Origin of the sequence: Billgrantia desiderata (assembly GCF_900108215.1) — a bacterium.
GTDB classification, from domain to species: Bacteria; Pseudomonadota; Gammaproteobacteria; order Pseudomonadales; family Halomonadaceae; genus Halomonas; species Halomonas desiderata.
This window is the reverse complement of the sequence record NZ_FNVC01000025.1, coordinates 1-23,257: the sequence shown is the minus strand read 5'-3', so window position 1 is coordinate 23,257 and position 23,257 is coordinate 1. Positions and strand designations below refer to the sequence as shown.

18 protein-coding genes are annotated in these 23,257 nt (G+C 66.4%); 11 read left to right on the top strand and 7 right to left on the bottom strand.

Features of this window, described 5'->3' with window-relative positions:
* Window positions 1-253 precede the first annotated feature (253 nt).
* A complete protein-coding gene (locus tag C4S71_RS18390) occupies window positions 254-2,866 on the top strand; it encodes a putative bifunctional diguanylate cyclase/phosphodiesterase (RefSeq protein WP_103970143.1) in 2,613 nt (870 codons plus the stop codon).
* A 27-nt stretch (window positions 2,867-2,893) separates the two neighbouring features.
* Here C4S71_RS18390 and mnmC read toward each other — a convergent pair whose 3' ends face one another.
* Together mnmC and C4S71_RS18380 are read right to left on the bottom strand one after the other, a co-directional pair.
* The gene (gene mnmC / locus C4S71_RS18385) at window positions 2,894-4,903 is read right to left on the bottom strand and encodes a bifunctional tRNA (5-methylaminomethyl-2-thiouridine)(34)-methyltransferase MnmC2/FAD-dependent 5-carboxymethylaminomethyl-2-thiouridine(34) oxidoreductase MnmC1 (RefSeq protein ID WP_422666862.1); all 2,010 of its coding nucleotides are present in this window, start codon (window positions 4,901-4,903) and stop codon (window positions 2,894-2,896) included.
* Between the two features lie 196 nt (window positions 4,904-5,099).
* A complete protein-coding gene (locus C4S71_RS18380; RefSeq protein WP_086509243.1) occupies window positions 5,100-5,399 on the bottom strand; it encodes a YciI family protein in 300 nt (99 codons plus the stop codon).
* Between the two features lie 113 nt (window positions 5,400-5,512).
* Here C4S71_RS18380 and C4S71_RS18375 point away from each other — a divergent pair, with 113 nt between their 5' ends.
* On the top strand, window positions 5,513-6,439 hold the full coding sequence (locus C4S71_RS18375; RefSeq protein WP_422666861.1) for a PHP domain-containing protein: 927 nt from the start codon (window positions 5,513-5,515) through the stop codon (window positions 6,437-6,439).
* A 35-nt stretch (window positions 6,440-6,474) separates the two neighbouring features.
* Window positions 6,475-7,098 carry an L-threonylcarbamoyladenylate synthase gene (locus C4S71_RS18370; protein ID WP_103970140.1) on the top strand — a complete coding sequence of 208 codons (624 nt, stop codon included), beginning with the start codon at window positions 6,475-6,477 and terminating at the stop codon, window positions 7,096-7,098.
* Between the two features lie 19 nt (window positions 7,099-7,117).
* Here the strand turns inward: C4S71_RS18370 and C4S71_RS18365 are convergent, their stop codons facing one another.
* Together C4S71_RS18365 and C4S71_RS18360 are read right to left on the bottom strand one after the other, a co-directional pair.
* Complete coding sequence (locus C4S71_RS18365; protein ID WP_103970139.1) at window positions 7,118-7,984, bottom strand: ion transporter; 867 nt, start codon at window positions 7,982-7,984, stop codon at window positions 7,118-7,120.
* 85 nt (window positions 7,985-8,069) lie between these two features.
* Window positions 8,070-8,912 carry a CYTH domain-containing protein gene (locus tag C4S71_RS18360; protein WP_103970138.1) on the bottom strand — a complete coding sequence of 281 codons (843 nt, stop codon included), beginning with the start codon at window positions 8,910-8,912 and terminating at the stop codon, window positions 8,070-8,072.
* A 148-nt stretch (window positions 8,913-9,060) separates the two neighbouring features.
* Here C4S71_RS18360 and C4S71_RS18355 point away from each other — a divergent pair, with 148 nt between their 5' ends.
* The 6 genes from C4S71_RS18355 (at window position 9,061) to glrR (ending at window position 16,933) form a co-directional block, all read left to right on the top strand.
* Window positions 9,061-9,741: a TIGR00153 family protein gene (locus tag C4S71_RS18355; RefSeq protein WP_086509238.1), complete on the top strand. Its 681-nt coding sequence runs from the start codon at window positions 9,061-9,063 to the stop codon at window positions 9,739-9,741.
* Between the two features lie 65 nt (window positions 9,742-9,806).
* Window positions 9,807-11,072: an inorganic phosphate transporter gene (locus C4S71_RS18350; protein ID WP_086509237.1), complete on the top strand. Its 1,266-nt coding sequence runs from the start codon at window positions 9,807-9,809 to the stop codon at window positions 11,070-11,072.
* Between the two features lie 117 nt (window positions 11,073-11,189).
* The gene (gene argA, locus C4S71_RS18345; protein ID WP_086509236.1) at window positions 11,190-12,503 is read left to right on the top strand and encodes an amino-acid N-acetyltransferase; all 1,314 of its coding nucleotides are present in this window, start codon (window positions 11,190-11,192) and stop codon (window positions 12,501-12,503) included.
* Window positions 12,504-13,394: 891 nt separating this feature from the next.
* Window positions 13,395-14,888, top strand: coding sequence for a sensor histidine kinase (locus C4S71_RS18340; protein WP_103970137.1), 1,494 nt, complete (start codon window positions 13,395-13,397; stop codon window positions 14,886-14,888).
* 50 nt (window positions 14,889-14,938) lie between these two features.
* Window positions 14,939-15,484 (top strand): hypothetical protein, encoded by a 546-nt coding sequence (locus C4S71_RS18335; RefSeq protein ID WP_146064627.1) that lies wholly within the window; start codon window positions 14,939-14,941, stop codon window positions 15,482-15,484.
* Between the two features lie 168 nt (window positions 15,485-15,652).
* Window positions 15,653-16,933, top strand: coding sequence for a two-component system response regulator GlrR (gene glrR / locus C4S71_RS18330; protein WP_234238808.1), 1,281 nt, complete (start codon window positions 15,653-15,655; stop codon window positions 16,931-16,933).
* Between the two features lie 109 nt (window positions 16,934-17,042).
* Here glrR and xseA read toward each other — a convergent pair whose 3' ends face one another.
* The 3 genes from xseA to C4S71_RS18315 all read right to left on the bottom strand — a co-directional run bounded on the left by xseA (window position 17,043) and on the right by C4S71_RS18315 (window position 19,447).
* Window positions 17,043-18,383, bottom strand: a complete 1,341-nt coding sequence (xseA, locus tag C4S71_RS18325) for an exodeoxyribonuclease VII large subunit (RefSeq protein ID WP_103970135.1) — start codon at window positions 18,381-18,383, stop codon at window positions 17,043-17,045.
* 179 nt (window positions 18,384-18,562) lie between these two features.
* Window positions 18,563-19,192, bottom strand: coding sequence for a PRC-barrel domain-containing protein (locus C4S71_RS18320; RefSeq protein ID WP_103970134.1), 630 nt, complete (start codon window positions 19,190-19,192; stop codon window positions 18,563-18,565).
* A 57-nt stretch (window positions 19,193-19,249) separates the two neighbouring features.
* Entirely contained in the window at window positions 19,250-19,447 is a 198-nt protein-coding gene (locus tag C4S71_RS18315) for a CsbD family protein (RefSeq protein WP_086509231.1), read from the bottom strand.
* Window positions 19,448-19,698: 251 nt separating this feature from the next.
* Here C4S71_RS18315 and guaB point away from each other — a divergent pair, with 251 nt between their 5' ends.
* The gene (guaB, locus tag C4S71_RS18310) at window positions 19,699-21,168 is read left to right on the top strand and encodes an IMP dehydrogenase (RefSeq protein ID WP_086509230.1); all 1,470 of its coding nucleotides are present in this window, start codon (window positions 19,699-19,701) and stop codon (window positions 21,166-21,168) included.
* A gap of 96 nt (window positions 21,169-21,264) precedes the next feature.
* Window positions 21,265-22,839 carry a glutamine-hydrolyzing GMP synthase gene (gene guaA / locus C4S71_RS18305; RefSeq protein ID WP_103970133.1) on the top strand — a complete coding sequence of 525 codons (1,575 nt, stop codon included), beginning with the start codon at window positions 21,265-21,267 and terminating at the stop codon, window positions 22,837-22,839.
* Window positions 22,840-23,257: the final 418 nt, after the last annotated feature.

Here is a 23,257-nt window from a genome sequence, read left to right as displayed (position 1 = left end):
CCAAGCCCAGACGCTCCGCAGCGACGCCGCTCGACCGAACTGGCCCGCCATAATTGGCGGGCCTTTTGCTGGCGCAGCTACCGACGGGAGACAGGGCGGGTTCGACCATCGCCATGACGGGACCTCGGAGAAGGTTGACCCAAGTCAAACTTCACGACGCCTAATATGCAGAAAATACCCCTCTATTCGTTCGTATTCGCCGGCGACTCAGGAGCGAGGCTCGGCACCGTCTGTCCTGTTCATAGAGATCGAGATGCTGACCCAGGTTCGTTCCCTGTTCACCTGCCTCAAGACCCTGCAAGGGTTTGTGCTGGTGGCGATTCTCTCCGCCTCACTGACCGTCTTCATCGGGGTCACGCTGGCCTCCTCGCTGCTGTATGAGAACATTCTGACGCGCCAGGCAGAGCAGACCTCGGAAACCCTGGCCAGGCAGAGCTATAGCGCCATGCAGCAGGTGTTGCGTCAGGGCTGGAACCGGGAGCAGATGGAAACCTTCATCGAGGAGACCCGGTTGGCTCACGAAGCCTCCGGCTATCGCTTCACGTTCTACTGGGGCGAAGGGGTCACGCAGCGCCACGGCGACATCGATCAGCCGGAGATGGACGTCGTCATTCATGCGGCGCTGGCCGCCGGGGGCGAGCGGGTCTGGCGCGAGAACGGCACCGTGCGGCGCATCATGCCGCTGGTGGCCCGCGCCGAGTGCCTGGCCTGTCAGCAGTACGCGGCGGCCGGCGAGGTGCTCGGCGTGATCGACATTCAGCATGACCTGGCGCCGATCAGTCGCGTAATGCGCTTCAACTACCTGGCCATGTTCATCGTCGCCGCGCTGATGGTCCTGATGCTGGCGCTGGGCATCTCGAAGCTGTTCGCCGAGCGTATCGAGGCCACCCTGCGGCAGTTCCGCCAGCGTCTGGCGGCGGTCAACTCCGTGGCCGACTTCCGCAACCTCAACCTCGGCGATAGCGACGTGGGCTTTCAGGAGCTCAACGATGCCATGCAGCAAGTGAATGCCCTGGTGGGCCGGCTGCGCAACGTGGCGGTGGACAAGGACATCCTCGAATTCGAGATCCGCCTGCTGAGCAAGTTCATCATCACCTCCGAGGTGGTCCGCGACTGGCGCGAGTTCATCAAGGAGCTGCTGGCCGACATCAATACCATCATTCAGGCGCACACCCTGGTGACCATCTTCCAGGTGGAGGACGAGGGCTACGAGCTGGAGGTGTTCTGGTACCGCGAGGTGGCGCCGGAGACCCGGGCGACCTTCGAAGCGCTGTTGACCCAACTGCTCGAGCGCAAACACGAAGGGCAGCCCGCTTGCATCATCCTCAAGGTCTCCCATCACACGGTGGTGAGCTCGGGAGAAAACGAGGCGCTGGCCGATCTCACGCCGGAGGACATCCGCCTGCAGACCAAGTCGCTGCTGCTCGAGGCGCCCAAGATCGGCGGCATCGTCGGCATCGGCGTGCAGTCGGATCTGGCCCAGGACCCGATTCGCCACATCGTCATCGACGGCATCCTCTCGACGCTGCTCAATCTGGTGGGCTCGGTCAAGGCGATCTACAAGTACACCCAGGACCTGGAGTTCTACGCCACCCGCGATCCGCTCACCAATTTGCACAACCAGCGCATCTTCAAGGACATGCTGACCTACGAGGTGGGCCGGGCGACACGTCACCAGGACCACTTCAGCCTGCTGATGCTCGATCTGGACAACTTCAAGACGGTCAACGACCGTCACGGCCACGCCTTCGGCGACCAGTTCCTGCACGCCGTGGCCGACACCCTCGCCCACTCCATACGCCCGGGCGACTTCCTGGCCCGCTATGGCGGCGACGAGTTCACCGTGATCCTGCCGCAGACCGAGGAGGAGCAGGCCTACTCGGTGGCGCTGCGCATCGCCAGCAACCTCTCCAGGCAGGTGCTCACCGCCCCCGATGGCAGCACGGTGCGGGCCACCACCTCGATCGGCATCGCCTGCTACCCCAACCACGCCGGCAACCCCCACGACCTCTTCCTGATGGCCGACAACATGATGTACAAGGCCAAGCGCAAGGGTAAGAACTGCGTGGCCCTGCCGGAGCAGGAGGAGGTGGCGGCGGTGTTCAAGGAGGTGGGCGAGAAGAACCAGATGGTGCTCAGCGCGCTGGAGGAGCAGCGCATCGTGCCCTACTTCCAGCCCATCGCCGACGTGCGCACCGGCGAGGTCAACATCCACGAGCTGCTGATGCGCATCCAGCTCGACGACCGTCTGGTGCCGGCCGGCGAGTTCATCGACATCGCCGAGAGCATCGGCGTGATCCACAAGATGGACTACCAACTGATCGAGAAGGCCTTCGCCCAGGTCCGCGAGCAGGGCTACGAGGGCATGCTGTTCATCAATCTGTCGCCCAAGTCGCTGATCATCGGCGAGTTCATCGGGCGCATCCATCAGTTGGCCATCGATTACGGCATCCTGCCGGAGCGCATCGTCTTCGAGCTCACCGAGCGCGAGACGGTGAGCAACCTCAAGCTGCTGGAGAAGTTCGTGCTCGACCTCAAGATGGAGGGTTTCAACTTCGCCATCGACGACTTCGGCTCGGGCTACTCCTCGTTCCGCTACCTCAAGCAGTTCCCCATCGACGTGATCAAGATCGAGGGCGAATTCATCCGCAACATGCTCAGCGACGAGAAGTACATGGCCTTCGTCAAGAGCATCGTGACCCTGGCCCAGAGCCTCGGCGTGAGCACCATCGCCGAGTTCATCGAGGACGAAGAGGTGCTGGCCGCCGTCGAGGGGCTGGGCATCGACTTCGGCCAGGGCTACCACCTGGGGCGGCCGGGGCCGAACTTCGTCAGCCGCCGGCAGCCGCTGTTGGTGTCCAAGTAGGCTTGCGCCTGGCCTGGCGACGGGAGGCTACTTGCCCTGAACCAGATCGCGGATGATCCGTCGCCCCGGGTGCAGGTGATCCACCAGCGGCCACTCCAGCGGCAGCGGTTCGTCGCACATGCGCGAGGCGAGCAGCTCGGCGCACAGCGGGGCGCTGGCCATGCCGCGGGAGCCATGAGCGGCACTGATCCACAGCCCCGAGTGGTGGCGGCCGGGTACGTCGGGCACGCGGGTGGCGTCCTTGGCCAGGGTGGCGTAATCCTCGCGCCAGGCCTCGGTGTCGGGCAACGGGCCGCAGTAGGGCGACTTGTCGGGGCTGGCCGCGCGCACGCCCACACGGCCGGTGAGCCGCTCGGGCGAGAGCTCGGCGCCGGCATCGCGCAGCGCCGCCACGAAGTGCGGCAGCCCCCGCTCGAGCTCCGCCAGGTTGGCGGCGTGGTCGGCCTCGCGCTCGCTCATGTCGGTCTCGCCGGGGCCGAAGGTGGCGCCGAAGTTGAGCACGCCATCCGCTGCTGGCGGTACGTAGCCGCCGGCACACACCACCCGCCCCAGCGCCGGGGCGCCTTCGGGCAGTGCCAGCTGGCTGACCTGGCCGCGCACCGGCTGCAGTGGCAACGCCGAACTCTGGGCGAACCGGACCGCCTCGCTGGCGGCGGCGATCACTACCTGATCGGCGGCGATACGCTCGCCGTCGGCCAGGGTCAGGGTCCAGCCGCTCACGTTGCCGGCCAGCCCGGTCACTTCACCACGCCGGAAGACGACACCGGGCGTGGCCGCCAGCCTCACGCACAGCTCCAGCGGCCTGACCCAGGCGGCGTCGGGGTAGTCCAGTGCCGGTGCGTCGAGGCGGATGCCGGCCACGGCGCTGGCCGCCTCGGCGTCGAGCCCGCGCACCACGCTGGTCGGTAGCGGGTGATTGGCCAGGAAGCGCGCCTGACGCGTGCGCTCCTTTTCATTCAGCGCCAGCTGCAGCACGCCGCTGGGTTGCCATAGGGCTTGTTCCGGGTCGAGCTCGGCCAGCCAGCGGCGGCTGTGCAGCAGGCCGGCGAGGTAGGTGCGACTCTGCAGATTGGTCTCCACCGCGAGCTTGACGTAGAGCGCCCCCTGCAGGTGCGTGGTGCCCAGCTCGGCGCGGTCGAAGCGGTCGATCAGAGTGACCTCGATGCCACGCCGGGCCAGGGCGGCAGCGGTGCTGGCCCCGGCAATGCCGGCGCCGATCACCGCCACGTGGCGCGGCGGGCGTGCCGGCGGCGGGCTGAACCAGGGCGTGTGGGCACGACGCTCGTCGGCGGTCGGTGCGGCGATCTCACCGGCGAGCATCTCGCGCTTGCGGCCGTAGCCGGGCACCTTGCGCCAGGCGAAACCGGCGGCGGCCAGGGCGCGCTTGACCGTTCCGGCACAGGTGAAGGTGGCGAAGCTCGCCCCCGGGCGTGAGCGGGCGGCCATGGCGGCGAACAGCTCCGGGCGCCACATCTCCGGGTTCTTGGCCGGGGCGAAGCCGTCCAGGAACCAGGCGTCCACTTGGCCTTCGAGCAGGGTCAGGCGCTCGCTGGCATCGCCGAAGTGCAGGTCCAGCGTCACCCGCTCGTCGAGCCACAGCCGGTGCACGCCGGCCACCGGCTCGGGCCACTGGCGTATCAGCCGCTCGGCGCGTTCCGCCAGGTCCGGCCAGGCCGCCAGTGCCCGGGCCAGGTCGTCGCGGCGCAGCGGAAAGCGCTCGGTGGAAACCAGGTGCAGGCGAGCGCCGGCCGGGGCGTGGGCGTCGAAGCAGGCCCAGGCGCAGAGCATGTTGAGCCCGGTGCCGAAGCCGGTCTCGCCGATGGTGAAGGGGCGCTTCTCCCGCCAGGCGGCCAGGCGCTGCGGCAGGTCGTTACCCTGAATGAAGACATGCTCGGTCTCCGCCCGGCCGTCGTGGCGCGAGAAGTAGACGTCGTCGAAGCAGATCGAGAGCGGGGTGCTCTCGCCGTTCTCGTCGTGCTGCCAGTCGAGGCTGGCAGGCTCGAGCGCGGCCAGCGGCGGCAGCGAGGCATGGGGCAGGGACACGGACTTCTCCAGCGCGGGTCTCGGAACGAAAGCACGAACTCTACACGAACAGGGCTGCTCAAAAATTGACCGTTGTCGCCGCGGCGGCGTGGCATGGCGTATCCGGCGAGCCATCCGCGGCGTTTCAACAGCGTTATCCACAGAAGCTGTGAGCAAAGTCTCTGTGGATAACCGGCAGGTCGAGGGCGGGTTAGGGGAGCACCTTCTTGAATGGCTTGACGGTCACCTTGGCGTAGACCCCGGCAATCACGTAGGGGTCGGCGTCGGCCCAGGCCTTGGCGCTCTCGAGGCTGTCGAACTCGGCCACCACCAGGCTGCCGGTGAAACCGGCTTCGCCGGGGTCCTCGGCGTCCACGGCGGGATGCGGACCGACCAGCACCAGGCGGCCCTCGTCGCGCAGCTTTTCCAGCCGGGCCAGGTGGTCGGGGCGGGCAGCCAGGCGTCGCTCCAGGCTGTTCTTCACGTCTTCACTGATGATTGCGTACAGCATCGCAGCGTTTCCTCGGTCGAGCGGTATCACCGCGGACTCCAACCGTGCGTTGACCGACCGTCGTCGGACGCGCACCATGGGCCATCATTTTGACAAAGTTGCCTGCCTGCGTCATGCCAATGCCCCACCTGCCCGAGCATTTTGCCGGCGATCCCGGCCCGCTCGGGGTCGACCTGCACATGCACTCCACCGCCTCGGACGGCGCCCTGGCCCCCGCCGACGTGGTCGCCCTGTGCGCGTCGCGGGGCGTCACGCTGATGGCGCTGACCGATCACGACACCGTGGCCGGGGTGAGCGAGGCTGCCGCAGCGGCCAAGCACCTCGGCGTGTGTCTGCTGCCGGCAGCCGAACTCTCCACCCGCTGGCAGGGCATCGGCATTCACGTGGTGGCGCTGCTGCCCCAAGGCGCCCACGGTGCGCTGGCCGCAGGGCTCGACGCCCAGGCCGAGGCCCGCGAGGCCCGTGCGGCGGTCATCGCCGAGCGCATGGAGAAGCTGGGGCTCGACAACGCCCTGGCGCGTGCCCGCGAGCAGGCCGGCCCCCACCGTCCGCTGGGGCGACCCGACTTCGCCCGTGCGCTGGTGGCGGCGGGCCTGGTGCCCGATGTGGCCACGGCCTTTCGCAAGCATCTGGGCAGCGGCAAGGCGGGTGACGTCAAGACGCACTGGCCGGCCTTGGCCGATGTGGTGGGCTGGGTGGTGGCCGCGAACGGCGTGGCGGTGCTGGCGCATCCGTTGCGCTACGGGCTGACCCGGCGCAAGCGCGGCCAGCTGCTCGACGACTTTGCCGCGGCGGGCGGGCAGGCGGCGGAGCTGATCAGCGGTTTTCAGAATGCCGACGTTACCCGCGATCTGGCCCGCCAGCTGGCCGAGCGGGAGCTCTACGCCTCGCTGGGCAGCGACTTCCATTTTCCCGGTGGGCATCTGGCACCGGGCAGCATGAGCCCGGTGCCGCGCACCGCCGTGCCGCCGGTATGGACGCATCCGCGGCTGGCCAGCTTCATTGCGAACTGCGACGAGCCGACCGTCGGCGCGCTATAGTGGGCAGCAAGAACCGACCACAGCAGGGAATCGACATGAGCCAGTTCTTTCAGATCCACCCCGAAAATCCGCAGAAGCGCCTGATCGACCAGGCGGTGCAGATCGTTCGCCAGGGTGGGGTGATCGCCTATCCCACCGACTCCGGTTACGCCCTGGGCTGCCACCTGGGCGACAAGAAGGCGATCGAGAGGATCAAGCGGCTGCGCTCGCTGGACGACAAGCACAACTTCACCCTGGTGTGCTCCGACCTTTCCGACATCGGCACCTACGCCAAGGTCGACAACAGCGTGTTCCGTCTACTCAAGGCCAACACCCCGGGGGCCTATACCTTCATTCTCAACGCCACCTCCGAGGTGCCGCGACTGCTGCTGCACCCCAAGCGACGCTCCATCGGCGTGCGCGTGCCCGACCACCGCATCACCCATGCGCTGCTGGAGGCCCTGGGCGAGCCGCTGATGAGCGTGACGCTGATCCCGGTGGGCGAGGAGCTGCCGATGACCGATCCGGAGGAGATCCGCGACCGCTACATCAACCAGCTCGACCTGATCATCGACGGCGGCGCCTGCCATCTCGAGCCCACCAGCGTGATCGACCTGCGCGAACTGCCGCCCACCATCCTGCGCGAAGGCCGCGGCGACCTGACGCCGTTCGGCGATTGAGCGTCGGCGACGCGAGCCATCATGTCTCCGGCACCCGGTTGGGATCGGGCGTTTCCTCGTCCAGCCAGGTGCCGCACTTGAGGCAGTAGCGCGCGCGTTTCTCGTGGCGGTCGTGGCCGCAGCCGGGGCAGGCCTGGTCGGAGTAACGGTCGGCGCGGATCGAGCGGATCACCTCGGCGGAGAACACCCCGGTGGGTACGGCGATGATCGAGTAGCCGATCAGCATCACCAGGGTGGAGATCGCCTGGCCGAGCGGGGTCACCGGCACGATGTCGCCGTAACCCACCGTGGTCAGGGTAACGATGGCCCAGTAGATCGACATGGGGATGCTGGTGAAGCCGGCCTCGTCGGGCTCGATCATGTAGACGAGCGCGGCGAACAGGGTGACCAGCAGCAAGACGGTGAACAGGAACAGGAAGATCTGGTGCACGCTGTTCTTCAGCGCTTCCACCAGCAGGCGCCCTTCGCCGACGAACTGCATCAGACGCAGCACGCGGAAGATACGCAGCACGCGCAGCAGGCGCACGAGCACCAGGGTCTGGGTGCCTGGAATCAGTAGCATCAGCCAGGTCGGCAGGATGGCCACCACATCGATGATGCCGTAGAAGCTGCGCAGGTAGCGCTGCGGCTTGTCGAGGATGTAGATGCGCACCAGCAGCTCGATGGTGAAGATGAGCGTGAAGCCCCACTCCAGCCAGTAGAAGAGCTCGCCATATGCTGCGCCGAATCGCTCGACGGTATCGAGCATCACCACCAGTACGCTGGTCAGGATCATCGCGATCAGGACGATATCGAAACCCTTGGCCAGCGGCGTGTCCGATTCGAAGATGATCTGAAACAGACGCGTTCGCACGCCTTCGCCGGCCGGCCGAAACGGTTCGCTCATGCGCTCTCTCCCTGTTCACTCTCCCTTTTTCTTTCACGGCATTCCTGTGTGTGCCGATCCAGTCGTCGCGGCCCGTGCGCGGTTGTCAGGCCGCCAGCCGGTGCGCCAACCGCAGCGCCACGCGACCGAAGTCCCGCTCTAGCCAGGCGGGGCGCTCCAGCAGGGTGGCCAGCTGCCCGGCCTCGCTCTCGCCGGCGTCGGCCAGCGCCTGGAACGCCTCTCTGGCCCTCTGCTTCCACTCATCCTCGCCGGTGTCGTCGTAGGCGTCCAATGCCAGCAGGGCGCGATGCAGCCGTTCGCCGGGCTGCGTGCCGGCCGGCAGCGTCCAGCGACCCGACAGCAGCGCGCTGCCACGCACGGCCTTGCTGGCATCGGCGGGGCGCAGCGGCACGCTCTCGGCCAGGGCCTGCGCCAGGCCCCACAGCGCCTGAGGGTCGCCGTCCTTGAGCTCCAGTTCCAGCTCACGGATCGGCACCCGCCGCCCGGCGGCGCGGATCTCGCCCTGGTCCAGCGCCACCTCGATGGTGGCCTCGGCCAGCTCCAGGCGCCACAGGCGGCGCTCGAAGTCGGTGGTGAAGCGCGGCTCGAGCCGCTCCAGGATATCGCCGCCCAGCTCGGCGAAGGGCGGCAGACCGGCCAGCCCGACGACATCGAGCGCGTCTCCCGCCACCGGCCACTCCCACTCCCGGCGACGGCTGAACCCGCCGCTGCCTTCGCCGCTGGTCTTCAGGGTCTGCACCCAGCTGTCGTTGCGTCGGCGCAGGCGCAGCGCCACGCGCGCCGCTTCCAGCTCGCCCCGAGGGGTATCGTAGTAGGTGTTGGCCAGCCGCTGGGCGGCGTCCACGCCGTTGCGCAGCAGCGGGTGCGCAAGCAGCCGCTCGGGCCCCGTCTCGCCCAGCGCCAGCTTCATCTCGATCTCGTGACTCATGCGGTTTCCTGCTCGTCGTGTGACTGCTCTTCGTTTCCAGGCGTGGCCCGGGTGCGGCGGGCATATCGTGTGTCGGAAATATTTCCATGACGTGACAGGGTGCCATTCTTTATACTGGCGCCGCCATTTCACAAGCGCATCCTACGTCATGGTCAAACCCAACCCGTTTTCGGCGATGTTCGGCCGCTCGCCGTTCCAGCCTCTTCTGGCTCATATCGGCAAGGCCAACGAGTGTGCCGACCAGTTGCTGCCGTTCTTCGAGGCCTCGCTCGCGGGCGATTGGGAAGAGGCCGCCAAGATTCGCGAGACCATCACCGAGCTGGAGCACGAGGCCGACCGCCTCAAGACCGAGCTGCGGCTCAACCTGCCCAACACCATGTTCCTGCCCGTTTCCCGCACCGATCTGCTCGATCTGATCACCGTACAGGACAAGATCGCCAACAAGGTGCGTGACATCACCGGCATCATGCTGGGGCGCCGCATGCAGGTGCCCGCCGAGCTGGCCCAGCCCATGCGCGACTACATGCAAACGGCGGTCGCCTGCGTCGCTCAGGCACGCCAGGCCCTCGAGGAGCTCCAGGATCTGCTCGAGTCGGGCTTCGGCCGCCATGCTTCCGACGTGATGCTCAACATGATCCGCGAGCTGCACATTCTCGAGCAGCAGGCCGACAACCAGCAGATCTCCATTCGCCGGTTGCTGTTCGATCTCGAGGATCGGCTCAAGCCGGTGGATGTGGTCTTTCTCTACAAGATCATCGATTGGGTCGGGGAGCTCTCCGACCGTGCCGAACGCGTCGGCAGCCGCCTGCAGATTCTCACTGCCCGGTAGGACACCGCCCGGCGATCCCGGCACGGTGTGCCCCTAACCCGACAGCCACATAGGAACCAACCCCTATGTCGATCATTGCGCAGCACGGTGAAATCTTCATCATCCTGGCCTGCCTCTTCGGCTTCTTCATGGCCTGGGGCGTCGGCGCCAACGACGTCGCCAACGCCATGGGCACCTCGGTGGGCTCCAAGGCCATCACCATCCGCCAGGCGATCGTCATCGCCGTCATCTTCGAATTCCTCGGCGCCTGGCTGGCCGGCGGCGAGGTCACCGCGACCATTCGCGGCGGCATCGTCGACCCGGTACTGCTGCAGGCCAACCCGGAGCTGCTCGTCTACGGCATGCTCTCGGCGCTGCTGGCCGCCGCCCTGTGGCTGCTGATCGCCTCGGCCAAGGGCTGGCCGGTCTCCACCACCCACTCCATCGTCGGTGCCATCGTCGGCTTCGGCGCGGTGGGGCTGGGCATGGAGGCCGTGGCCTGGAACCGGGTCGGTACCATCGCCTCGAGCTGGGTCGTCTCGCCGCTGCTGGCGGGCGCCATCTCCTTCCTGCTGTTCAAGTCGGTGCAGCACCTGATCTTCGAGGCCAAGGACCCCTTCGCCGCGGCCAAGCGCACCGTGCCGTTCTACATCTTCCTGGTCGGCTTCATCGTCTCCATGGTCACCCTGACCAAGGGCCTGACCCACGTGGGGCTCGATTTCACTTTCGGCCAGAGCTTCATGCTCTCGGTGCTGCTGGGTATCGGCATCATGGGCATCGGCATCGTCATGGAGAACCGCGTCAAGCACGAGCGGCGCAGCGGCGACCAGTTCGGCTACGGCAGCGTCGAGCGTGTGTTCGGCGTGCTGATGATCTTCACCGCCTGCGCCATGGCCTTCGCTCACGGCTCCAACGACGTGGCCAACGCCGTCGGCCCGCTGGCGGCGGTGATCAGCGTGGTACGCAGCGACGGCGTGATCGACACCGCCGCGCTGGTGCCCTGGTGGGTGCTCATTCTCGGTGGCGGCGGCATCGTGGCGGGGCTGGTCACCTACGGCCACAAGGTGATCGCCACCGTGGGCACCGGCATCACCGAGCTGACCCCCAGCCGTGGCTTTGCCGCCACCCTGGCCGCCGCTACCACCGTGGTGCTGGCCTCGGGCACGGGGCTGCCGATCTCCACCACCCATACGCTGGTCGGGGCGGTACTCGGCGTGGGGCTGGCCCGCGGCATGGCGGCGCTCAACCTGCGCGTGATCGGCACCATCGTGATGTCGTGGCTGATCACCCTGCCGGCCGGGGCCGGCCTGGCGATCATGTTCTTCTTCATGTTCAAGGGTATTTTCGGCTAAATCCGGATGCGGTAAGGTCCCTAAGACGGCGGCACCGCAGTGGTGCCGCCGTTTTCGTCGCTCTGATATAGTCAAAGACGATACACCCCTCTTTTCACCTGCTGCCGGAGAGCGGCCTTGGACACTCGTTTCCCCTTCGTCGACTGGTTCCGCAATTCCTCCCCCTATATCAATGCGCATCGGGGCCGAACCTTCGTGATCCTGATCGAGGGCGAGGCCATGGCGCGAGGCCGAGGCGAGCAGTTGATCCAGGATCTGGCGCTGCTGCACACCCTCGGGGTGCGGCTGGTGGTGGTGTTCGGCATTCGGCCCCAGGTGGAGCAGGCGCTGAACGAAGCGGGCATCGTGCCGCGGCGCCACAACGGACGCTGGGTCGCCGACGAGGCGATCATGGCCTGTGTCGAACGGGTCGCCGCCGAGCAGCGGCTGTGGCTGGAGGCGCGGTTCTCGCTGGGCCTGCCCAATACGCCGCTGCACGGGGTCGAGCTCACCGCGGTCTCGGGCAACCTGGTGATGGCCAAGCCGCTGGGCGTGCGCGAAGGCATCGACTACGACCACAGCGGCGAGGTGCGCCGGGTGCGGGTCTCGGCGGTGCAGGGGCTGCTCGACCGCGGCTCGCTGGTGCTGCTGCCGCCGCTGGGCTTCTCCAGCACCGGCGAGGTGTTCGATCTGGACGCCGCCGAGGTGGCCCAGCACGCGGCCATGGCGCTGGCCGCCGACAAGCTGATCCTGATGGGCGAGGAGCCCGGGCTCTACGACGAGAACGGCGCCCTGCAGCGTCAGCTCAGCCCCGACGAGGCCGAGCCGCTGTTGAGCCAGGCCGAGCCCGGCAGCGAGCAGGCGCGCCATATCGCCGCCGCCTGCGCCGCGGCACGCCACGGCGTGGCACGTACGCACCTGCTGTCGTGGCACGACCACGACGCCCTGCTCGGCGAGCTGTTCACCCGTGACGGGGTGGGCACCATGATCACCCGGCACCGCTACGAGCAGTTGCGTCCGGCGGAGCTTGGCGACATCGGCGGCCTGCTGGAGCTGCTCGAGCCGCTGGAGCGGCGGGGCATGCTGGTGCCGCGTTCGCGGGAGCGCCTCGAGCACGAGATCGACGACTACCTGGTGATCGAGCGCGACGGCATGATCATCGGCTGCGCGGCGCTGCACCGCTTCGCCGAGGCCGACATGGGCGAGCTGGCTTGCCTGGCGATCCATGTCGGCTACCGCGGCGGTGCGCGCGGCTCGCTGCTGCTGTCGGGTATCGAGCGGCGGGCACGCCGGCTGGGGCTGGCGTCGTTGTTCGTGCTCACTACGCACACCGCCCACTGGTTCGTCGAGCACGGCTTCAGGCCCTCGGACATCGAGTCGCTGCCGCCGCTCAAGCGCGATACCTACAACCACGCGCGCAAGTCGAAGATTCTCGTCAAGCCGTTGGCGTGAGGCTGTCGGCAAACTCCCGTTTGCGTCCTGCAGACCCCTGCCGCCGCCCGGAATTGGCGTTCCCGGCGGCGGCTGTCGCTCTGAGGCAACGGCATCCCAAAGCTTGTCTCGAAAAAGCAACATCCTAACCCTTTGCTTTTCAAGGCCTCTTGTAGCGCTTTGAGAATTGGCGTCGCCAAACGGTGACGAAAACAAGCCTGACGGCCCCTTTCTTCCCTGTTTTTCCCACCGTGCGCTGGCGTGCCAACTTTTTATTAAGTTTAACCTTCTGAAAAATATGAAGTATCGAGTTTCTTGGCACGTTACTGGCAATACTTAGGGTGAGCAACGAAGAAGTGATTCAAACGGCTCGAATCACTTCGGATCGTCGAGAGGCTCGGGGAACCACCACCCCCCCATGCCCTGTGCTACCCGGGCATCGAGACGTTCGGCGTTCGCTCCGCGATGTGTAACTTAGGTTGCGATGAGACGGGTACCGCCGACAGGCAAGGAAAGGTACCAGAAGGGCAAGGATGCCCCGGCATGGATGCCTCATCCCCTTCGGGGGATCGAATTTCGGGTCAGCGTCGGCGAGTTTCTTGCGGCGGTGACGCCAAGGAACGAAGCAGAGCGGCTTACCGCTCGCCCAACCCGGCAGCTCCTGGTGGCAAAGGCCGGTGCGGGGCTTCGGGGCCCTCGGGCCCGCTGAAAGTGTGGGACATGGCTCGACCAGGCGAACGATGCCCATATTTTCAACCCCTTCAGTTCCCTGCGTACTTGGGCCGGCACCTGCCGGCCTCTTTTTTTTCGCAGTGATCTGGAACGGGGCGGAAGTCGGGCGCGTAACTCTGTTATCCTCTTCAGGAACGTACCATGGTGGTTTCTTACCCTCTCCTGAATAGAACATTGGTCATGACCAAACGGGTCTCGCGTCGCTGGCGTCCTCGCTCATTGCTGCAGCTCGTGCTGCTGGCATTCCTGGTGGTGATGCTGCCGCTGGGAGTGCTGATGTACCAGGCCGGACAGGCACTTTCCGAACTCTCTCATCTGGCCGACGTAAGCGCTCGTCAGGCCGTCGAAGAGAGTCGTCGTGCCCGCGTGCTGAGCAACCTCGCCGTGGAAATGGAGCGTAGTGCCCGCCAGTATGCGGTACTGGAGCAGGAGAGCCTGCTCGAACTCTACGCCGAGCGCCACGCCGAATTCACCGAACTGCTGGCCCAGCAGCGTCGCTTCCTGCCCGGCGACCCCGACGTGCTGGCGCTGGAAGAACAGCTGCTGCTGCTCTCTCAGCTGCCCGAACTGGAACCCGAGGCGCTGGAGGTATGGCTGGCGCTGTTCGTGCCCTTTGCCGAGCACACCGAGGCGATGCGGCGTGCCACCAGCCAGCAGATCGATGCCAGCATCGAGATGATCAGCGCCCGGGCCGAGGCGGTGCAGTCGCGCCTGTGGCTGCAGACCACGGCGCTGGTATCCGCCAGCCTGCTGCTCATCCTGCTGTTCAGCTGGCTGATCATCCGTCCGGTGCGCCAGCTCGAGCGGCGCATTCTCAGTATCGGCAGCGGCGTGGAAACCAACGACCGCGACACCATCCAGGGCCCGGCCGAACTGGTTCAGCTCGGCGACCGGCTCGACTGGCTGTCGACCCGGCTCAGCGATCTCGAAGCGCAGAAGCAGCAGTTCCTGCGCCACATGTCTCATGAGCTCAAGACACCGCTGGCCAGCGTGCGCGAAGGCTCGGCGCTGCTGGCCGACGGCGTGGCGGGTGAGATGACGCCCCGCCAGCGCGAGATCCTGACGCTGATCGATGCCAGCGGCAGCGAGCTGCAGCGGCTGATCGAGCAGCTGCTCGACTACAACCTGCTGCAGCACAACCAGCGCGTCACCCTCGAACGGGTGGATCTGGCTACATTGGTCAAGACCGTTCTGGCCAAGCACCGCCTGGCACTGGAGCACAAGGGCATGCGGGTGACCGCCTTCGATGGCCCCATGGAGTGGGTGGTGGACCGCACCGCCGTGGGCCGCATTCTCGACAACCTGGTCTCCAACGCCATCGCCTATGGCGAGGATGGCGGCGACCTGATGATTCGTGCCCACGCCGGGCGCGACCACCTGTTCCTCGACGTGGCCAATACCGGCGAGCCGATTTCCGAGCAGGACCGGCCGCTGCTGTTCGAGCCTTTCTATCAAGGCCGCTCACGGCGCAAGGGGCCGCTCAAGGGCTCCGGGATCGGGCTCTCGGTGGCGGCAGATTGCGCGCGCATCCAGAGCGGCGGTCTGGCGCTGGTCGAGGACAGGGAGTTCGACGTATGTTTCCGCCTGACCCTGCCGCGTCAGGCAATCCCGCTGACAGAAGAAAAAACGGAGTCCCTCGTAAGGGGCATAAGCGCAAGGAGCGAGGAACGATGAAGGGCATGGAAACCTTCGGTAATAGAGAGCCACATGTAAGAGCCACGCAGGTGAAAAAGCTGTTCGCGATGGGCGGCCTGGCGGCCCTGCTGGGCGGCTGCGAACTGCTGCCCGAACACGCCATGCTGGGCACGGAACCGGAAGAGTCGCCGGAAACGGTGGCATGCACCGCAGAGCCCACCTTTGCCGACGAGGCCTGCCTGCTGCACAACTGGGTGGCCTTCGGTCTGACATCGCAACGCGGCGATGGAGAGTGGCGTCGCCAGGCCCTGATGGATATCGAAGCCGCTGCGGGCAGAAGCGAGGCCGAACGAGAGCTGGCGCGTGCCGTGGCCCTGGCCTGGGGCAGCGAGCGCGAGTGGCGCGAGGCGGCAACGATCTATCAGGAATACACGGGTGCCGCACCGGAAGACCTGCAACCGCTGCTGCGCTACTGGCGCAACGAGCTCGAAGGTCGACGTTCGCTGGCCGGCCACAGGGACAACGCCCGGGGGCAGCTGGCGAACCTGCAACGCGAGAATGCCGAGCTCTCCGAGAAGCTCGAGGCGCTCACTGCCATCGAGCAGAACATGAACTTGAGACAACAATCGCCCTGAGCGCTTTTTGGGGCGATAAGGGAGACAGACGTGATGGAAGCGGCTCGATTGTCCGATACACGTAAGAGTGAGGCTCGCAGGTCAGCGGCACGCACCTCGGCGGCGAAAGCCGCCGCTGCCCACATTCTGCTGGTCGATGACGACATTAGCCTGTTGCGTCTGCTGGGGATGCGTCTGGAGAGCCGAGGCTATCGGGTCACCACGGCGGAGAGCGGCCCCGAGGCGCTGCGTAAGCTGGAAGCCGAGCGCCCCGACATCGTGCTCTCCGACCTGCGCATGGACGAGATGGACGGCATGGCGCTGTTCCAGGCGATCCAGCGTGAGGTGCCGGGCCTGCCGGTGATCATCCTGACCGCCCACGGCTCCATTCCCGACGCCGTGAACGCCACCCAGCAGGGAGTGTTCAGCTTCCTGACCAAACCGGTGGACCGCGACGAGCTGTTCAGCGCCATCGACGATGCATTGGCCCACACGCCGGCCGGCAGCAGCCACGAGACCGACGCCTGGCGGGCCAGCATCATCACCCGCAGCCCGGAGATGGAGCGGGTGCTGGAGCAGGCGCGCATGGTGGCCTCTTCCGACGTCAGCGTACTGATCACCGGGCCTTCCGGTTCGGGCAAGGAGCTGCTGGCGCGGGCCATTCACGACGCCAGCCAGCGGGCCAACAAGCCGTTCGTGGCGATCAACTGCGGCGCGCTGCCCGAACAGCTGCTGGAGAGCGAGCTGTTCGGCCACGCCAAGGGAGCCTTCACCGGCGCGGTGAGCGACCACAAGGGTCTGTTCCAGGCCGCCGAGGGCGGCACCCTGTTTCTCGACGAGATCGGCGACATGCCGCTGCCGCTGCAGGTCAAGCTGCTGCGCGCATTGCAGGAGCGCCAGATCCGGCCGCTCGGCTCGACCCAGTCGATCCCGGTCAACGTGCGCATCCTCTCCGCCACTCACCGCGACCTCAGCCAGGCGATGCATCAGGGCGAATTCCGCGAGGACTTCTTCTATCGCCTCAACGTGGTCAACCTAAAGCTGCCGGCGCTCAAGGATCGCGCCGAGGACGTGCCGCTGCTGGCGCGCCATCTGGTGGCCCAGGCGGCGGAGCGGCACAAGCCGTTCGTCAAGGGCTTCTCGCCGGAGGCGCTCAATCTGCTGGCCGCCAGCGCCTGGCCCGGCAACGTGCGCCAGTTGGTCAACGTGGTGGAGCAGTGCGTGGCGCTGACCCGCTCGCCGATGATCCCCGAGGCGCTGGTCGCCCAGGCGCTGGCCGCCGAAGACAGTGCGCTGCCGACCTTCAACGACGCCCGCGCCGGCTTCGAGCGCAGCTACCTGGTCAAAGTGCTCAAGATCACCGAGGGCAACGTGACCCAGGCGGCACGTATCGCCGGGCGCAACCGCACCGACTTCTACAAGCTGCTGGCCCGCCACGAGCTGGAGCCGAGCACCTTCAAGCCCGACTGAAGCCGGCCTCGCTAGCTGAACGCGATACCTGACTTCGATACTTGAAATAGAGCGCCCGACGCCTGCCGCGTCGGGCGCTTTCGTCAGCTTCTTTCGTCAGCGCTTTTCTTCACTCCAGGCGCCGCTTCACTTCCACCTGCAAGCGTCCTTCGCCGAGCCGCGCGGTCAGCGCTTGGCCGGGCTGGGTATCGCCGGCCCGCCGCACCACCTGGCCCTGCTCGTCCTGCAAAATGGCGTAGCCGCGCCCCAGCACCGCCAGCGGGCTGACCGCCTGCAGCTGGCGCGCCAGGCCGACCAGACGCTCGCGCTGGCGTGCCACTTCCCGCTGCATGGCCTGCTCGAGCCGTGCCTGGGCACGGCCCAGGCGCTGCTCGGCGCGTGCCAGCTCACGCTGAGGGTGGCAGGCGCTGAGCCGTCGTTGCAGATGGGCCAACTGACGGCGCTCGGTGGCCAGGCGAACCTGCAACGCGCGCCGCAGGCGGGCATCCAGCTCGATCAGCGTGCGCCGCTTCTGGCCAAGCACCTCGCCGGGGTGGCGCAGGCGGGCGCGCAGATGGTCGAGGCGCTGGCCTTCCCGCTCCAGCCGCGTCTGCATGCCGCGCACTAGCTGGCGCTCCAGCCCGGCCAGGCGACGCCTCAGCTCGCGGCGGTCCGGCACCAGCATCTCGGCGGCGGCGGAAGGGGTGGGGGCGCGCACGTCGGCGGCCAGATCCGAGAGCGTGGTGTCGACCTCGTGACCCACCGCCGACATCACCGGCAGGCGCGAGTGGAAGATCGCCCGCGCCAGGTGCTCGTCGTTGAACGCCCACAGATCCTCCAGGCTGCCGCCGCCACGGGTTATCAGAATCACGTCGCGGTTCGGGTCCAGCGCCTGCTGGCGATTGAGCAGCCCCAGAGCGGCGATCAGCGCCGGCGCTGCCTCGCGGCCCTGTACCGGCACCGCAATCAAGGTGACCTTGGCCTGCGGCCAGCGCGCCTGGAGCACCGCCAGCACGTCGCGGATGGCGGCGCCGCTGGGCGAGGTCAGCACCAGCAGGTGCCGCGGCGGGCAGGGCAGAGGGCGGGCATTGGCGAACACCCCTTCGGCGGCCAAGCGCTGCTTGAGCCGCTCCAGGGCCAGCAGCAGCTCGCCTTCGCCGGCCTGCTGCACCGCTTCGGCGATCAATTGATAGTCTCCGCGGGGCTCGAACAGCGACACCCGACCGCGTACCCGCACCCTGTCGCCGTCGCGCATGGGGGCGGCGACGAAGCGGGCGCGGTTGCGGAACAGCGCGCAGCGCAGCTGGGCCGAGCTGTCCTTGAGGGTGAAGTAGACATGCCCCGAGGCCGGGCGCGAGACCCCGGAAAGCTCACCCTCGACCCACACCTCGCCGATGCCCTGCTCGAGCAGCGCGCGAGCGCGTCGGTTCACTTCGCTGACGGAAAGGGCGCTATCGGTGGGCGGGGGCATGAGCCGGCGTTTCCTGAGCCAATGGATGAACCACCAAGGCTAGCATGCTGCCGCCGCGTTGGCATGGCCGGGAAGCTGCACACGAACGTACACGAAAAAGCGCCGGGACAAGCCCGGCGCAAGAAACGTCATGGGAGGGGTACTTCAGTTCAAACAAGACGTGATCGAGCAGCGACGTATCAATCGAAATCGTCGACGACGTCCTCGTCGGTGTATTCGGCATCGTCGTCGCCGTTGTCGTTCACGCCATCGGTGGCGCCCACGGTGTCGCCGTCGGCTTCGCCGTCACGGAAGGCCGTGCCGCCATCGTCGCCCACGGCGCCGGTGCCGGTCGTACCGGTGGTCTGCCACACGCCTTCCTGGTCGCCACGCTCCTGGGTCCGACGATCCTGTTCGTCACCGAACCACTGCTCGTCATACTCGGGGAAGTTCTCGAGCTCGTCCTCGGTGGCGTCGACCAGAATGCGATGAGTCACACCGTCCTGATCGAAGATGCCGTCGTCGTTGCGCTCGGTTTCCATGGTGAAGTGTTCGATACCGACCACCACGTCGTCGCCGCCCATGCCCCACAGGCCGCCGGCGTTCACGACCAGAGCGCTGACCTGACCGTCGTCATCCAGCAGGATGTTCTCGACGTTACCGACTTCTTCGTCGGGGTCATCGGCGTGATAGACATCCGCACCGATGATGTCATTGGCGGAATAGAGGCCCTGTGCCGCTTGCGGGTCGTCCTGTGCAACGGCCTGAGTTCCGAAGGCGAGGCCACCGGCGATGGCCGCTACTGCAATAGTCAGTGCACGCTTCTGCATTTTTACTCTCCTTGACCTGTCCTTAGACCTTGGATGGTTTGCATCGCTGGGAACCCGTTACAGGTTCCGTGCCCAGTCGTCGACCTGGCGTTCCGCTTCCTCGCGTTCCAGGCCATAACGCTTCTGGATCTTGCCGATCAGTTCATCCTTCTTGCCGCCGACTTGATCCAGCTCATCGTCGGTAAGCTCGCCCCAACTGGTGCGGGCCTTACCTTTCACTTCCTTCCACTTGCCTTCGATCTGATCCCAGTTCATCTTCCGTCACTCCTTTCCTTGAGTGGACCCGTCGTGCACTTTTCAACCTAGATCACGTTCTTGCCGCTGTAAGTCAGAGTCGGTGTCGGACTGTTTCGAAGCGTAATTAGGAAAGGGCGATGGGCGGGGCGATGAGGGCTGGGCGACAGCCTGCCGAAGGCCGCACTCGCATTGCCCGTGCCTTGGCCCGAGCGCTATAATGGTCGATTAACTTTCCCCCACTCCCCCACCAGCACTGGGTGTTGCCGACTATGCTACGTATGGCCCAAGAAGCTCTTACGTTCGACGACGTATTACTCGTACCCGGCTACTCGGAAGTCCTGCCCAAGGACGTCAGCCTGCGGACCCGCCTCACTCGCGACCTCTACCTCAACATCCCCCTCGTCTCCGCCGCCATGGATACCGTGACCGAAGCCCGCCTGGCCATCGCCATGGCCCAGGAAGGCGGCATCGGCATCATCCACAAGAACATGAGCGTTACCGCTCAGGCCGCCGAGGTGCGCAAGGTCAAGAAGCATGAGAGCGTAATCGTCAAGGACCCGGTCACCGTCGGGCCCAAGGCCAAGCTCGAAGACCTGCTCGCCATGGCGCAGGAGTACGGCTTCTCCGGCTTCCCGGTGGTAGAGGGCGAAACCCTGGTGGGGATCGTGACCGAGCGCGACATGCGCTTCCAGCCCAATCACGGCGACAGCGTTTCCGACATCATGACCCCGCGTGAGCGGCTGGTGACGGTGGCCGAGAACACCGGCCTCGACGTGATCAAGGCCAAGATGCAGGAGCACCGGGTCGAGAAGATGCTGGTGGTGGACGACGCCTTCCACCTGCGCGGCCTGGTCACCTTCCAGGACATCGAGAAGGCGCGCACCTTCCCCAACGCCGCCAAGGACGCCGACGGCCGCCTGCTGGTGGGCGCCGCCGTGGGCACCGGCCCGGAAACCCCCGACCGCGTCGCCGCGCTGGTGGAAGCCGGGGTCGACGTGATCATCGTCGATACCGCCCACGGCCACTCCAAGGGCGTGATCGACCGCGTGGCCTGGGTCAAGGAGCACTTCCCGCAGATCCAGGTGATCGGCGGCAACATCGCCACCGCCGCCGCCGCCCGTGCGCTGGCCGAAGCCGGCGCCGACGGCGTCAAGGTGGGCATCGGCCCCGGCTCCATTTGCACCACCCGCGTGGTGGCCGGCGTGGGCGTGCCGCAGATCACCGCGGTTTCCAACGTGGCCGAAGCGCTCAAGGAGTTCGACATCCCGCTGATCGCCGACGGCGGCGTACGCTACTCCGGCGACCTGGCCAAGGCGATTGCCGCCGGCGCCAGCGCGATCATGGTGGGCGGCCTGCTGGCCGGCACCGAGGAAGCCCCGGGCGAGGTCGAGCTGTTCCAGGGCCGTACCTACAAGGCCTACCGCGGCATGGGCTCGATGGGCGCCATGGCCCAGAGCCAGGGCAGCGCCGACCGCTACTTCCAGGACAAGGACGCCGGCGCCGAGAAGCTGGTGCCGGAAGGCATCGAAGGTCGCGTGCCCTACAAGGGCGTGATGAGCGCCATCGTGCACCAGCTGATGGGCGGCCTGCGTGCCTCCATGGGCTACACCGGCTGCCGCAGCATCCAGGAGATGCGCACCAAGCCGGAGTTCGTGAAGATCACCGGCGCCGGCTTCGCCGAATCGCACGTGCATGACGTACAGATCACCAAAGAAGCGCCGAACTACCGAGCCGGTTAACCGCCAGCTCGAAAGAGACAAACGCGGCGGGTATCATCCCGCCGCACGCTTTTTGCATCCGGCCCGCCGCCATACGCTGCCAGTAGAGACGCCCAGATGACCGACATTCACGCCCACAAGATCCTCATCCTCGACTTCGGCTCCCAGTACACCCAGTTGATCGCCCGCCGCGTGCGCGAGATCGGCGTGTACTCCGAAGTGCGTGCCTACGACATCACCGAGGAAGAGATCCGCGAATACGCCCCCAACGGCATCATCCTCTCCGGCGGGCCGGAATCCACCGTGGCCTCCGGCTCGCCCCGTGCGCCCGAGTGCGTGTTCGAGATGGGCCTGCCGGTGCTGGGCATCTGCTACGGCATGCAGACCATGGCGGTGCAGCTCGGCGGCGCCGTGGAAGGCTCCGACAAGCAGGAGTTCGGCTACGCCCAGGTCAAGATCGACAGCGACGACGACCTGTTCCGCGACATCAAGGACCACGTGGACCACGACGGCAAGGCGCTGCTCGACGTGTGGATGAGCCACGGCGACAAGGTGGCCCGCGCCCCTGAACAGTTCACCGTGACCGCCTCCACCCCCAGCTGCCCCATCGCCGCCATGACCTGGCCCGAGAAGCGCTTCTACGCCGTGCAGTTCCACCCCGAGGTGACCCACACCCTGCAAGGCATGCGCATCCTCGAGCACTTCGTGGTCGGTGTGTGCGGTTCCGAAAAGCTGTGGACCCCGGCCCGCATCATCGAAGATCAGATCGCCCGCGTGCGCGACCAGGTGGGCGACCGCCACGTGCTGCTCGGCCTCTCCGGCGGCGTGGACTCCTCGGTGGTGGCGGCACTGCTGCACAAGGCCATCGGCGACCAGCTCACCTGCGTATTCGTCGACAACGGCCTGCTGCGCAAGAACGAAGGCGACCAGGTGATGGAAACCTTCGCCCGCCACATGGGCGTGAAGGTGATCCGCGTGGACGCCGAAGAACTGTTCCTCTCCAAGCTGAAAGGGGAGAACGACCCGGAAGCCAAGCGCAAGATCATCGGCAACACCTTCATCGACGTGTTCGATGAAGAGGCCAGCAAGATCGAAGGTGTCGACTTCCTGGCCCAGGGCACCATCTATCCCGACGTGATCGAATCCGCCGCCAGCAAGACCGGCAAGGCCCACGTGATCAAGTCGCACCACAACGTCGGCGGCCTGCCCGAGACCATGAAGCTGCAGCTGGTCGAACCGCTGCGCGAACTGTTCAAGGACGAAGTGCGCAAGCTCGGCCTGGAACTCGGCCTGCCCTACGACATGGTGTACCGCCACCCCTTCCCGGGGCCGGGCCTGGGCGTGCGCATTCTCGGCGAAGTGAAGAAGGAGTACGCCGACATCCTGCGCGAAGCCGACGCCATCTTCATCGAGGAACTGCACAACGCCGACTGGTACCACAAGACCAGCCAGGCCTTCGCCGTGTTCCTGCCGGTGAAATCCGTCGGCGTGGTCGGCGACGGCCGCCGCTACGAGTGGGTCATCGCCCTGCGCGCCGTGGAAACCATCGACTTCATGACCGCACGCTGGGCCCACCTGCCGTATGAGCTGCTGGAGAAAGTCTCCAACCGCATCATCAACGAGATCCGCGGCGTCTCCCGCGTGACCTACGACGTCAGCAGCAAGCCGCCCGCGACGATCGAGTGGGAGTGAGGCGCACCTAGGCAGAACGCCTGACATAGCTAAGCTGACTGAGATCAAGGGCTTACCATTTGGTAAGCCCTTTTTCTTTGGTGCGCCAGGCATGGCGCGCAGCGCCCGACGGGCGCTGTTTCCGAGGGTGGTGCCTCGGAATGACTTGGGGGTGAAAGTCCCCTACGGACCCTGATAGCGGGAACCGTTAGCCGAACAGCAAGGGTGTCCGTCGCGAGACGGAATCTGAAGGAAGTTGGAGGCAAACTCCCGGCCCGACGAACAGAAATCGCATACGAGGCTGTCGCCACCTGGGCGAGAGGGCCAAGAAACTCGAAGCCCAATAGCTATCCGGAAGGGGCGGCAGTAGATGCGGCGGGTGTATGGGAGGAAGGTCGCGCGTCTTACCCTGGGAGGTCTGATGGTCTGCCACAGTGCT

Coding starts and splice junctions, on each gene's coding strand:
- C4S71_RS18390 (WP_103970143.1), top strand. CDS start 254: ATGCTGACCCAGGTTCGTTCCCTGTTCACCTGCCTCAAGACCCTGCAA.
- C4S71_RS18380 (WP_086509243.1), bottom strand. CDS start 5,399: ATGCTGTACGCAATCATCAGTGAAGACGTGAAGAACAGCCTGGAGCGA.
- C4S71_RS18375 (WP_422666861.1), top strand. CDS start 5,513: ATGCCAATGCCCCACCTGCCCGAGCATTTTGCCGGCGATCCCGGCCCG.
- C4S71_RS18370 (WP_103970140.1), top strand. CDS start 6,475: ATGAGCCAGTTCTTTCAGATCCACCCCGAAAATCCGCAGAAGCGCCTG.
- C4S71_RS18365 (WP_103970139.1), bottom strand. CDS start 7,984: ATGAGCGAACCGTTTCGGCCGGCCGGCGAAGGCGTGCGAACGCGTCTG.
- C4S71_RS18360 (WP_103970138.1), bottom strand. CDS start 8,912: ATGAGTCACGAGATCGAGATGAAGCTGGCGCTGGGCGAGACGGGGCCC.
- C4S71_RS18355 (WP_086509238.1), top strand. CDS start 9,061: ATGGTCAAACCCAACCCGTTTTCGGCGATGTTCGGCCGCTCGCCGTTC.
- C4S71_RS18350 (WP_086509237.1), top strand. CDS start 9,807: ATGTCGATCATTGCGCAGCACGGTGAAATCTTCATCATCCTGGCCTGC.
- C4S71_RS18340 (WP_103970137.1), top strand. CDS start 13,395: ATGACCAAACGGGTCTCGCGTCGCTGGCGTCCTCGCTCATTGCTGCAG.
- glrR (WP_234238808.1), top strand. CDS start 15,653: ATGCGTCTGGAGAGCCGAGGCTATCGGGTCACCACGGCGGAGAGCGGC.
- xseA (WP_103970135.1), bottom strand. CDS start 18,383: ATGCCCCCGCCCACCGATAGCGCCCTTTCCGTCAGCGAAGTGAACCGA.
- C4S71_RS18320 (WP_103970134.1), bottom strand. CDS start 19,192: ATGCAGAAGCGTGCACTGACTATTGCAGTAGCGGCCATCGCCGGTGGC.
- C4S71_RS18315 (WP_086509231.1), bottom strand. CDS start 19,447: ATGAACTGGGATCAGATCGAAGGCAAGTGGAAGGAAGTGAAAGGTAAG.
- guaB (WP_086509230.1), top strand. CDS start 19,699: ATGCTACGTATGGCCCAAGAAGCTCTTACGTTCGACGACGTATTACTC.
- guaA (WP_103970133.1), top strand. CDS start 21,265: ATGACCGACATTCACGCCCACAAGATCCTCATCCTCGACTTCGGCTCC.